The following is a 12,508-nucleotide window of genomic DNA, read 5'->3' on the forward strand; positions in this document are numbered from 1 at the left end:
AAATTTCAATATGTAATTGAAGGTTGGGGTGCCGATCTTCAATCGGAACACGAAAGATATTTGGTAGAGAAGAAATTTCAAAAACCAGTTATTCTAATCGATTATCCGAAAGAAATTAAATCCTTTTACATGAAGCAAAACGAGGATGGAAAAACCGTTGCTGCAATGGATATTCTATTCCCGGGAATTGGCGAAATTATTGGTGGATCGCAACGTGAGGAAGATTACGATAAATTGGTAACTCGCATGAAAGAAATGGGAGTTCCTGCCGATGAAATGGATTGGTATCTTGATACTCGTAGATTTGGTAGTGCAACGCATAGTGGTTTCGGATTAGGATTTGAACGAATGATGTTGTTTGTTACCGGAATGGGTAACATTCGCGACGTAATTCCTTTCCCAAGAACTCCAAAAAATGCTGAATTTTAAAAGAAAAAGAATCATATAGAAGAAAGTACAAACAAAACGTACCTCTTAAAAGTAAAACCGTATCACAATTGTGATGCGGTTTTTTTATTTCGTAAATTGTAGTATACAGCATTTAAAGACTTATTCTTATGCAATTAGTAAGGAGGTTTAACAGAACTACTTATTCCTGTATTTAATTCTTTTTATCCTTGTTTTTTCCTTTCTATTTGACACTTATGCAAAATGGCGTGAAAATTGTTTAGTTCATTTATCTTCTTGTAAGTTCTCAAGAGAATATGTACCTTGCTTCATTCAAAAAAAGAACAGAATTAGTATGTTAAAGCAAAGTTTACAGCAAAAGTTATTGCAGAAATTATCACCTCAGCAAATACAGGTGATAAAGTTGTTGGAGCTTCCAACTTTGCAACTTGAAGAACGCATTAAGAAGGAGTTGGAAGAGAACCCTGTACTAGAGGAAGGTAATAACGAAGAAGATTATCGGGATGATAATAATGCAGAAGAAGAACCTTTGAAAGACAAAGATCAGGAGGAATTTTCTTTGGAAGATTACATGAATGATGAAGATATTCCATCCTATAAATTGTCGGCACAAAATTATTCCAAAGACGATAAGCATGAAGAAATACCTTTTTCGGGAGGAACGACCTTTCATGAATTGCTGATTTCGCAATTAGGTCTGCGTATTCTTACGCCCGAAAAATATGCTCTTACCGAATATTTAATCGGAAATATTGACGAAGATGGATATTTGCGACGGGAAATTGAAAGCATTGTGGATGATTTGGCTTTTTCCTTGGGAATAGAAACCAGCTTTGAGGAGTTGGTGGAAGTCTTGCGAATTATTCAAGATTTCGATCCAGCAGGAGTTGGTGCTCGTGATTTGCAAGAATGTTTACTCTTGCAAATTCAGCGCAAAGGTCAATTTAACCCTGATGTTAAGTTGGCAACAGAGATTCTGAAGAAAAATTTCGAAGAGTTTACAAAGAAACATTACGATAAAATTCAAAAACGTTTGGGTGTTAACGATGAAGATTTTAAATGTGCTGTCGACGAAATTCTAAAATTGAATCCAAAACCAGGAAGCACTTTTAATAATCCATTGGACAAAGCTTCGCCTACTATTATTCCTGATTTTATTCTTGAAGAAGAAGATGGAGAATTACTGCTTAGCCTGAATTCCAGAAATGTACCAGAACTGCATATTAGTAGAGCTTATTCCGAGATGCTTAAAGATTATTCTGGAAATAAGAAAAATCAGACCAAAGATAAAATGGATGCCGTACTTTTTGTGAAGCAGAAACTCGATTCGGCCAAATGGTTTATTGATGCGATCAGACAAAGACAAGAGACTTTACTGATGAGTATGAATGCAATCATTCAATTTCAGCGTGAATATTTTATGGAAGGCGATGAACGAAAATTACGTCCTATGATTTTGAAAGATATTGCTGAGATTACTGGCTTGGATATTTCTACCATTTCAAGAGTATCGAATTCAAAATACATTCAAACCCATTTTGGTATTTTTTCTTTAAAATATTTTTTCTCTGAAGGTTTGCAAACCGATTCAGGTGAGGAAGTATCTACACGAGAAATAAAAAAAATATTGCAGGAGTGTATCGATAACGAAGACAAGAAGAAACCATTAACAGATGATAAGTTAGCAGTAATTTTAAAAGAAAAATCTTATCTGATTGCTCGCAGAACAGTCGCTAAATATCGCGAACAACTTAACATTCCGGTGGCCCGATTAAGAAAAGAATTGTAAGTAAATTTGAAAAATAGTAGAATCGTAGTGCAAGGAACTTATCTTTGCACTTTTATTTTGTAACAACTCAGACCACTAAAGGAAATAAACCTTTAGTCAGACGTTCTAATTATAAGATTTATGAAATTTGCTCGAATACTATCAACTGTTGCACATCCAGTGTTTATGCCTCTACTTTCTGTTTTCTTGATATTTCATTCGGGCAGCATTTACGATTTAGTTCCTTTTCGCTTGATGAGCGTTGTTTATCTGATTGTTGGTATTTCTACCATATTATTACCATTAAGCATTCTACCAATGTTGAAAAATCAGAATGTAATTTCTGATCTCGCTTTGGATAAGCGTCAGGACAGAATGATTCCTTTGGCAGCTAGCATGATATTTTATTTGTTAGGCTATTATATGCTACAAAAATTCCCAGTTATGCAGATCTTCGCCGATTTGCAGCTCGCAGCTGTTATTTCCATTTTAACTGTTTCCATAATTTCTTTAAAATGGAAAATTAGTTTACACATGGCAGGCATTGGTGGTTTGTTAGGAATGATACTTGCTTTTTCAATTGAATTTTCCAGTTTTCTACAACTCGAATTTATAATTGGAATTCTTATTGCTGGTTTACTTGGCTATTCGCGATTAAAATTGAACCTGCATACTCCATCTCAGGTGTATACAGGTTTTATGCTTGGTTTTACAATTATTTTTAGTAGTGTTTTGCTGATGTAATCAGCTCCTATTTATTGATGAAGAAGCCACAAATCGGGTGTTTTATTAAGTTTGCGTAAACGAAATAATTCCGAAAGAGCTGTTTCTTTTTTATTAAACGACTGAATTATCACTCGATATTTTCCATTTTGTTGGAGTACAACACTTGGGTATCCTTTTTTATACATGCGAGATTTAAAATTTTCTGCTTGTTGAACATTGGTGTAGCTGGCTGCAACAATATGATAACGAAGAGAATTCCTGTTTTCAACGATTTGCTTAGCTGTTAATTTTGTTTCAGGCTCAGTAGTAGTTGCACTTATCTCAGGTACCAACCGTTTGGCCGTTTGTTCTACAACTTTCCCTTTTTCAATGGGAGTGATTGCTTTTTTATCTTTGCATCCTGAGAAAAAAAGAACCACAAGAATTAATAGAAAGTTAATTTTTACCATTTCGATCTAAATTTTCAAATCATCGTTTTATATAAAGCCAATTATCTTTGTGTTCCTCTGTGGCTCTTACTAATTTCAATTCCTGAAAAGCGAGAGCCCGATCAGAAAAAGCTTTGTACGAAACTCGATGGAATCCATTTGGACCATCAAATATTTCAGAAGTAAAACCATCATTGGTTAATTTTTTTTGAAAACGTTTGGCATTTTCAATATTTTGAAAGCTCGCTATTATTAAAAAATACTTATTTGGTACTTCTTTAACAACTGGGGCTACTTTCTTTTTAGGAATAACTTTTGCTTCTGGTTTTGCACTTTCCTTTTTTTGTGTCAACTCTTTTTTAACAGGTGCTTTTGCTTCATCTTTACATGCACATACGCCAAGCGAAAGAATAAGGGAAACAATAAAGACAATTCGAATGTGTTTTCTCATCATGGTATGATTAATATAATAGTAACAAATTTACATTTTTATTACTGATTTAAATAATACTTTGTTTATTTGTTATTTCAAAGAAATTAGATCAAGTAATTGATAGTAGTGTTGATTTTTATTGATTCATAAAATAACAAATGTTTATTTGAAAACGCTAATCTAATTAAGAATAATTTAAATCGAAAAATAGGATTTAATCCTATTTTTGTGAAAATTATAAAACAATTTAAAAGATAAATAGATGAAGACAATTGCCTTGGTAGCGCACAATCAGAAAAAAAGCGTAATGCTTGCATGGGTCAAACGACATAGAGACGAACTTAAAAAACATAAATTAATTGGAACTTCTAATACTGCCGAATTGTTAAATTCTGTGCTCGATCTTGATGTGAAAGGTTTTGGTCATGGTCCGAATGGTGGCGACATTCTTTTAGCCGCGCAAATATTAGATGGAAAAGTAGATGAAGTGATCTTTTTGATTGATGCTGAAACACCACACGGACACGAACATGATATTCAAACTTTAATTAGAACTTGTGTTATTAATAACGTTCCAATGGCCTTAAACCTGGCTACAGCCGATTTTTTAGTTGCGCTTAATAAATCTGAAAAACTTGAAAATTAACACTAAGTTAACACAATGGTAACAATATAGAAATAATAGCCTCTCCATGTGTTAGTATGTTTGCACTGAATTTACGAACTTAGAAACATGGAGAACTTTTATTTAATTATTGTAGTTGTGCTATTTGCACTGGCTATTTCTGACCTTATTGTTGGGGTGAGTAACGATGCCGTTAACTTCTTAAACTCTGCATTTGGTTCTAAGGCTGCCCCACGTTGGGTGATCATGGCAATTGCTAGCCTTGGAATTCTTATCGGAGCAACCTTTTCTAGTGGAATGATGGAAGTAGCCCGTAAAGGGATATTTCATCCCGATCAATTCTACTTTGCCGAAATCATGATCATTTTTATTGCGGTAATGCTAACAGATATTATTCTGTTGGATTTTTACAATACCGTAGGTTTACCAACGTCAACAACAGTATCCATTGTATTCGAATTGTTAGGAGCTGCAGTTGCGGTGGCGGTGGTGAAAATCATGAATTCCTCAGATCAAAGCATGCTCGATTTGGGAACTTATATCAATTCGGCAAAAGCTTTGGCGATTATTACCGGTATTCTTTTGAGTGTTGTTATAGCATTCTTCTCGGGATCCTTGGTGCAATGGGTAACTCGATTGATTTTTACGTATCGATTTGAAAAAACATTCCGCTATTTTGGAGCTATTTTTGGTGGTTTTGCAATTACTGCCATTACCTACTTTATTCTGATAAAGGGAGCGAAAGGTTCTTCTTTTATTTCGGGAGAAACACTTAGCTGGATCAAAATGAATACCATAAGCATTATTGTGGTGTGTTTTGTTGGATGGACAGTAATTTTGCAATTGCTTGTTTGGTTTGTACGTCTCAACATCCTTAAAGTAATTGTTTTGGTTGGAACATTTGCTTTGGCAATGGCTTTTGCAGGAAACGACCTTGTGAATTTTATTGGTGTGCCATTGGCTGGATTTAAATCGTTTCAAGCTTGGGCATCTACTCCAGGTACCGATCCTTATGGGATGACAATGGGCATTTTGGCTCAAAAGGTACATACAGAAACCTATTTACTTGTTATTGCAGGTATAATTATGACTGTAACTTTATGGTTCTCGAAAAAAGCCAGAACGGTAACCGAAACTGAAATTGGTTTGAGTAATCAGAACGAAGGAGAGGAAAAATTTGGATCTTCCTTTTTTGCGCGTCTTTTGGTTCGTCGTTCTTTATCTGCAAATAGTGGATTTAAGAATCTTTTGCCAACAAGCATTCAAAAAGGCATTCAGAATCGATTCGATAAACCAGCTACACCTCCGGGAATTGATAAAAAGGATGCTCCTGCATTCGATATGATTCGTGCATCGGTAAATCTTACAGTGGCAAGTATCTTAATTTCTATAGGAACATCTTTAAAATTGCCATTATCAACTACCTATGTTACTTTTATGGTAGCAATGGGTACCTCTCTTTCCGATAGAGCTTGGGATAGAGATTCGGCTGTGTATCGAATTACAGGTGTGTTAACGGTTATTGGAGGTTGGTTCTTTACTGCTTTTAGTGCATTTACTGCTGCTTTTATTTTTGCCAATTTAATTCACTGGCTGGGTGGATATGCAATTATTGGATTGCTTGCTATTGCAATTACTTTTGTTGTTCGTTCTCATATCCTTCATAGGAAAAAATCAACAATGGATGTTGTAATCCAAGATGCCGACGAAGAAGATGCGTCGATTATTATAAAAGGCGAAGTTTTTGAGCAATTAACTTATGCCGTTGCTGTGGTGACTACAAAAATTCCGAAAGTATATGGGAAAATTGTTACAGGATTGGCTTACGAAGAGCGTAGCAAATTGAAAGAGTCTCTCAAAAAAGTAAGAAAACTCGATAAGGAAGCTAAGTCGTTGAAAAATCAAGTGCCTTTGGTGGTGAAAAAACTTACTGAAGATAGCATTACTACTGGACCATTCTATGTACAATTACTCGATTATTTAAGAGAGATCGCTCACTCCATCAATTTTATTGCCGAACCAGCTTTCGATTATGTGGATAACAATCACAAGGCTATGGTTCCAGAGCAAATTGAGGAATTAAATACCATTCAAGAGAAGTTGGAAGATTTCTTTAAAACCGTAAATCGTCTTTTAAAAGAAAATAACTACGATTTAGAGCAAATTGAGAAAGCCTTTGGAAAGCAGAAAGACTTGTTAGATTCTTTAAGAAAATTTCGAAAAGAACAAATTAGAAGAATTAAGGCCGAAAAAGTGGGAACCAGAAATTCTGTTTTGTATTTGGGAATTATTAACGAAACAAAAAATCTTGTTTTACATGCGGGAAATTTACTAAAAGCTTCTCGAGATTTTACAGCGAATGATGGTGAGGATTCTATTTTACAGACAGATGATATGTAAGTAAAGGTTAAATTTATTTCATAATAAGGGGTATCCGTTTTTTGGATACCCTTTTCTATTTCTTGGCAAGTTGTAAAACTAGTTTCTGACTGTTCCGTTTAATTAGTTTATTTTTCGTTCGAGAATACCTTCTACTTCAAATGCTTTTTCGAATTCTTTGGAGTGTTTTTCGATATATTCATAAAAGCTTGCTGAATCTTTAAACTCAATATTGAATTGTTCTTTGGATAGATAAAAAACTTTATAACGGTTTCCCGAAATAGATTTTATTCGGTAAATCATGAATGTCTTTTCACTGTCGGAGCCAATAAATTGGACATTAAGGTATTCGTTTTTTTGCACAACAGAAGAATACATACGAAAGTTCAAAATCGATTTAATGTATTTTGATGAATCGGCAACTTCGTTTAATTGTATAAGATATTCCGTATCATTAAAAGGAATTACCTCAAGGTAACCTGATATTTTGTCTTTATCATTTTCGGATGTAAGAGTCCATTCTCCGAATAAATTGGTGTCAATTTCTGAATTCTCCGAAGAACTGATCGCTACCTTCGATTCATAATGATTGCATGAGGTAAAAACCAATATTCCGAATAGCAGTAGTAGCACTTGTCTTTTCATAATCTAGTTTTTTAGTGTAGAAGTTCGAATAATTTTTCCATTCCTATACTCGCTTTCTCTCTTATAAAAGTAATATTTTTGTTGGATTGAAGAGCTGGTTGGTGCGGATCAATTACATAAATCGGTGTTTCATCTGGAATATAGTGTACTAGGCTTGCAGCAGGGTAAACTTGTAAAGAAGTACCAATAATCACAAAAATATCAGCTTTAGCAACAATTGCAGCAGCTTCGGTAATGGCTGGCACACTTTCACCAAACCAAACAATATGAGGTCGCAGAGGTGATCCTTTTTCACAGCAATCATTCAAACCAAGCTCCCATTGATCCAATTCATACATCAATTGTGGATCCACAGTGCTTCTTGCCTTTTTTAATTCTCCATGCAAATGCAATACTTTACTGCTGCCAGCGCGCTCATGCAAATCGTCAACATTCTGACTAATAATTTCTACTTCGTAGTGTTGTTCCAGTTCAGCAATCAGCCGATGAGCTTTGTTGGGCTCGCAATTGAATAGCTGCTTGCGACGCTCATTATAAAATTGGTGAACTAATTCTGGATTTTCCCTCCAGGCTTTAGGACTAGCAACTTCCGTTACATCATACTGCTGCCAAAGTCCATCCATATCCCGAAAGGTTTTTATTCCACTTTCAGCACTCACACCCGCTCCACTCAGTATCACTAATTTTTTCATAGCCATAATTGCCTAATAAATTCACTTGTTATTAAAGTAAGTATTTAATACTCCTATTTCCTTGTTGTTTTATCGTGCTAGTTTCTTAAAATCACTTTCTAAAAAGCGATCTGTTTGTTTGCCTTTTACCATGTGATAATCAAAATAGTAGAATTTGGCATCGGCAGCGCCAATTAGAATTTTAAAGCATCGGGCTTTGTTCTTGGTCTTTTCGGGGCCTACTTTATGCAAAAAAATTACATCTTCCTTTTTATTACGAATTGCATTCTCAATTTCATCTGGGCCAACCAGTTTTACCTTTGCGGGATAAACTTTTCTTATTTTAGATATGGTGTTAACATCGGAATCTAATTCGGAGGCCAATAGATAAAGTGTTTTGCCTTTGGTTTCGGTATTGTTCTTATTGTAGTAACGAAGAACATTTTCAGAAATAATATTGGGATTTTCATGCACCAAATCAATATGGTTTTGAATGAACTGAACCAGAGAGCTTAGTTTGTAAGTAAAACCATCTTCGTTCACGCCTTCGTAGGAGAGTGGAATGGAACAAAGATCTGGCATATCGCTAATATCTGTTGCTTGGCCGCCCAATAGCAGACTTAAAAAATTGTAGCTGGCTTTGGTTTTGTCCTTATTAAAATGGACAATGCTGCGAACCAAAAAAGAATAGTTTGAATCCGATTTCTTTTTTCTAAATTCTTCATTCGAAATAAATTCATAATCGGTAAGCTTCCACTTTTGATCAATGGCTTCTTTTATTTTGTCGTTGTATTCGCACATTATATTGTCTTCGAGTACCACCAAGGTTTTTGTTTGGTAAAAATGTTGGTAATCCGGTGCACTAGGAAGATGTTCTTGGGAGAACAGTGGAAAACTGCTCAAGCAGATCAGTAATAGACTTAGTATTTTATTCATTGCGTTACGTATTTTAGCAAGTTTTTAATTCATTTGTGTCTCTTTCAGATGCTTCTAAATCATGACAAAAACAAGATATTGAAGCTAATCAATTAATTATGTCCATCTAAATAAAGAACGAATAGTTGACAGTAGTATTTTACGTCGTCCTTAAAATTTACAATTGAATGAATTTATTGATTTTTGGCTTTCTATCTTATTTAATATCTTTAAATTTTCGATTTATTATCAATCTAGTTTTCTATTTTTGCGAGTATGATTGATCAGTTAACAGTTGCACGAATTTTTGATTCTGCAGAAATTTCTGAAGTGGTTTCCGATTTTGTGACTCTTAAGAAAAGAGGAGTTAATTATTTGGGATTGTGTCCATTTCATAACGAAAAAACACCCTCTTTTACCGTTTCTCCTGCCAAAGGAATTTACAAGTGTTTTGGTTGCGGGAAGGGTGGGAATTCGGTGAACTTTATCATGGAACACGAGCATCTCGATTATGTAGGTGCTTTAAAATATCTGGCTAAAAAGTACCACATCGAAGTGGAAGAAAAAGAGCTTTCGCCCGAACAGGAGCGACAAAAAAATGATCGTGAAAGTATGATGATTGTGAATTCTTTTGCACAAAAAGTATTTGCTGAAAATTTGTTTCAACATCCACAAGGAATGGCTATTGGAATGGGTTATATGCGCGAGCGGGGTTTCAGAGATGAGATTATCAAAAAATTTCAGGTCGGATTTTGTCTGGAAGCCTGGGATGGATTTTCGAACCGCGCTCTCGAGAGTGGTTACCGAAAAGAATATCTGGTGAAAACCGGTTTAAGTATCGAAAAACAGGATCGTTTACTTGATCGCTTTCGTGGAAGAGTTATTTTTCCCATTCATGGCATTGCAGGTCGGGTGCAGGCTTTTGGTGGACGAATTCTTAAAAATGATGCTAAAGCAGCGAAGTATTTGAATTCACCCGAATCCGAAGTCTATCACAAAAGTCGAATTTTGTACGGCATCTTTCAGGCTAAAAAATCCATCGTGCAAAACGATAAATGTTTTCTGGTAGAAGGTTATACCGATGTTCTTTCCTTACATCAGGCAGGAATCGAAAATGTTGTGGCTTCCTCGGGAACAGCACTTACTACCGATCAAATTCGCCTCATAAAACGATTCACCAATAATGTTACTATTATTTACGATGGCGATGCGGCAGGTATCAAAGCCTCGCTGCGAGGAATCGATTTGGTTTTAGAACAGGAAGTAAATGTGAAAGTGTTACTGTTGCCCGAAGGCGAAGATCCCGATTCATTTTCGAGAACCATGGGAGCCAGTGAACTCATGCAATATATCGAAAAAAACGAAAGTGATTTTATTGTTTTCAAAACCAATCTTCTTTTAAAAGATGCAAAAGATGATCCAGTAAAGAGAGCCAATTTAATCATCGACATTGTTCGTTCCATAGCAATTATTCCCGATGGTATTATTCGTGCTGTTTACGTTCGCGAATGCAGTAACATTCTGAATGTAGATGAAAGAGTATTGTACACCGAAATCAATAAAATCATTCACAAGGTAAAGCGGGATAGTTGGCGGAATGATCAGCGATCCAATCTTCCCGACGATCCTGAACAGGAGAAATTAGCCGATAATTCTGCATTTCTTCGTTCGGCTAACGAATGCGATCTCGAAGAGCGTGCTTTAGTTCGCATACTGCTTAATTTTGGTGCTGAGGTGCTCTATCGTGAAAAAGATGAGAATGGCAATGAACAACATTTATTGGCTGGAAATTATATCATTAGCGAGTTGGCAAAAGATGAACTAGAATCTATAAATCCTTTGTATCAATTGGTTTTTGACCAATATGGTGAAAACATGGAGAAGGAAACTTTCAATACAAAAACATTTTTTCGCGATCATCCCAACGAAAAAATAAACCAGCTGGCAGCCGATATTTTGAGTGAACCTCACCAGTTGAGTGGTTTATGGACTCGGAACGAAAGTGTTGTGGAATCGGAAGAAATGAAACTCAAAGAAATTGTTCCCAAATTGGTGAACGAATACAAAGGGAAAAAGGTTCGTTTACTTATGAAAGAAGTCATGCGCGAAATGCAGGAAGCTCAGGATACTGGGAACTCCGATCGCATGATGGAACTCATGAAACAAAAAATGGTATTGGATCAAATCAAAAATGCCATTTCAAAACAACTAGGAAACCGAACCATATCATAGAATCCATTAAAATTACTTACATGAGAACCGTATTTATTGAAGGAAAAGAACACATTGATGAAATTATTAGTTCATGTGATATTTGTAATGTGGGCGTTATCGATCTTGAAAACAAACCTTACGTAGTCCCAATGAATTTTGGCTATCACGATGAATATATTTATTTACACGGAGCTGATTTTGGGAAGTTAATCGATTGCTTGAAAGCAAATCCAGAAGTTTGCATTACATTTTGTACCCCACCCGAGTTGGCTTTTCAGGATGCTCACATTGCCTGCAGCTATCGTATGAAAGGCAAAAGTGTAGTTGCCCGAGGTAAAATAGAGTTCGTTACCGATTACGATCAAAAGGTTGATGCCTTAAACATTACAATGGCTCAGTACACCGATAAGAAATTCACTTACAATTCACCAGCGGTAAGAAATGTGGCAGTTTATCGATTAAAACCAAAAGAGCTTACTGCCAAAGAGTTTGGCGCACCACACGGCAATAACTTTCCATGGCAAGTCGATCGTGACAAAAAGAAATCCCAAAAAGACCTATAAAGCAGTAGCCTTCTCATTTGAGAGGGCTTTTTTTTATCTAAAGTGTTTAGGGCGTTTCCCTCATAACTTCGGGTCAGGCTTTTCGTTGCTACTCCTCGCGTTCTCCTTTTTTCACTTTTATAAAGTCAATTTAAGTAGTTCTATTTATATACAATAAGTAGGACTATTAACATCGCTGTGGGGTATCCACTTCAATCCTTAACGCAATGCACTTAGCTAATCATTTAGTCTTCCTTAACAATTGTTGACTGTGCTTAACAGCTTCAAAGCCTATCTTTGCTAATAGAATTTAAAATTGTTTCATGGTTTAGGTTGACAAATAATGATTGTTTGGGAAGAAATCTACTTTCTTATTTTTCTTCTCAAACTTTTTCGATCAATCTACCAGTCTGTTAAGGGAATGTTTCAAAATTCTTAACAAATAGTTTTGGAAATGCGAAAATTTATAGGTTATCTTTGCACCGCTTTCAACGGAAAGTGTGCTGAGGTTTGAATGATTTGGAGAGTAATTTTTACTTCATAAAAACCGAAGTTTATTTTTTTTGAAACTTTTTTTAAAAGCATTAGGATTTGTCAGGATAAAGTGATTATCTTTGCAGCCGCTTTTAGGGTTAATGAATCATACAGACCACTAGTAAACATGAGGTTTTGCTGAGGAAGTTGCTCAAAAAAAAGTTAAAATTTTATTTGCAGATTAGGAATTAAATTCTTTATCTTTGCAGCCGCTTTAAAC

General features: G+C 35.4%; 12 protein-coding genes. 7 read left to right on the top strand and 5 right to left on the bottom strand.

Annotation, left to right across the window (positions count from 1 at the left end; translation table 11 throughout):
* The 3 genes from ABYT26_RS16450 to ABYT26_RS16460 form a co-directional block, all read left to right on the top strand.
* Positions 1-429: amino acid--tRNA ligase-related protein (locus ABYT26_RS16450; RefSeq protein WP_372755897.1), on the top strand; the 429-nt coding region annotated here is incomplete at its 5' end.
* Positions 430-742: 313 nt separating this feature from the next.
* A complete protein-coding gene (gene rpoN, locus ABYT26_RS16455) occupies positions 743-2,197 on the top strand; it encodes an RNA polymerase factor sigma-54 (protein WP_372755899.1) in 1,455 nt (484 codons plus the stop codon).
* A gap of 120 nt (positions 2,198-2,317) precedes the next feature.
* The gene (locus ABYT26_RS16460) at positions 2,318-2,920 is read left to right on the top strand and encodes a hypothetical protein (RefSeq protein WP_372755901.1); all 603 of its coding nucleotides are present in this window, start codon (positions 2,318-2,320) and stop codon (positions 2,918-2,920) included.
* Positions 2,921-2,931: 11 nt separating this feature from the next.
* Here the strand turns inward: ABYT26_RS16460 and ABYT26_RS16465 are convergent, their stop codons facing one another.
* Both ABYT26_RS16465 and ABYT26_RS16470 read right to left on the bottom strand, forming a co-directional pair.
* Positions 2,932-3,351 carry an SPOR domain-containing protein gene (locus ABYT26_RS16465; RefSeq protein WP_372755903.1) on the bottom strand — a complete coding sequence of 140 codons (420 nt, stop codon included), beginning with the start codon at positions 3,349-3,351 and terminating at the stop codon, positions 2,932-2,934.
* 19 nt (positions 3,352-3,370) lie between these two features.
* Positions 3,371-3,781 carry an SPOR domain-containing protein gene (locus ABYT26_RS16470; protein ID WP_372755905.1) on the bottom strand — a complete coding sequence of 137 codons (411 nt, stop codon included), beginning with the start codon at positions 3,779-3,781 and terminating at the stop codon, positions 3,371-3,373.
* 244 nt (positions 3,782-4,025) lie between these two features.
* Between ABYT26_RS16470 and ABYT26_RS16475 the strand changes: the two genes are divergently transcribed.
* Positions 4,026-4,409: a methylglyoxal synthase gene (locus ABYT26_RS16475; RefSeq protein ID WP_372755907.1), complete on the top strand. Its 384-nt coding sequence runs from the start codon at positions 4,026-4,028 to the stop codon at positions 4,407-4,409.
* Positions 4,410-4,496: 87 nt separating this feature from the next.
* Positions 4,497-6,788: an inorganic phosphate transporter gene (locus ABYT26_RS16480; protein WP_372755909.1), complete on the top strand. Its 2,292-nt coding sequence runs from the start codon at positions 4,497-4,499 to the stop codon at positions 6,786-6,788.
* 102 nt (positions 6,789-6,890) lie between these two features.
* Here the strand turns inward: ABYT26_RS16480 and ABYT26_RS16485 are convergent, their stop codons facing one another.
* The 3 genes from ABYT26_RS16485 to ABYT26_RS16495 form a co-directional block, all read right to left on the bottom strand.
* Complete coding sequence (locus ABYT26_RS16485) at positions 6,891-7,412, bottom strand: hypothetical protein (protein ID WP_372755911.1); 522 nt, start codon at positions 7,410-7,412, stop codon at positions 6,891-6,893.
* A gap of 11 nt (positions 7,413-7,423) precedes the next feature.
* Positions 7,424-8,104, bottom strand: a complete 681-nt coding sequence (locus ABYT26_RS16490) for an NAD-dependent deacylase (RefSeq protein ID WP_372755913.1) — start codon at positions 8,102-8,104, stop codon at positions 7,424-7,426.
* A gap of 69 nt (positions 8,105-8,173) precedes the next feature.
* Positions 8,174-9,019 carry a hypothetical protein gene (locus tag ABYT26_RS16495; RefSeq protein WP_372755915.1) on the bottom strand — a complete coding sequence of 282 codons (846 nt, stop codon included), beginning with the start codon at positions 9,017-9,019 and terminating at the stop codon, positions 8,174-8,176.
* Between the two features lie 255 nt (positions 9,020-9,274).
* Here ABYT26_RS16495 and dnaG point away from each other — a divergent pair, with 255 nt between their 5' ends.
* Both dnaG and ABYT26_RS16505 read left to right on the top strand, forming a co-directional pair.
* Positions 9,275-11,230, top strand: a complete 1,956-nt coding sequence (gene dnaG, locus ABYT26_RS16500) for a DNA primase (RefSeq protein WP_372755917.1) — start codon at positions 9,275-9,277, stop codon at positions 11,228-11,230.
* Positions 11,231-11,250: 20 nt separating this feature from the next.
* Entirely contained in the window at positions 11,251-11,775 is a 525-nt protein-coding gene (locus ABYT26_RS16505) for a pyridoxamine 5'-phosphate oxidase family protein (RefSeq protein WP_372755919.1), read from the top strand.
* Positions 11,776-12,508 lie beyond the last annotated feature (733 nt).

Source organism: Labilibaculum sp. (assembly GCF_041595635.1).
In the GTDB taxonomy this organism is placed as follows: Bacteria; Bacteroidota; Bacteroidia; order Bacteroidales; family Marinifilaceae; genus Labilibaculum.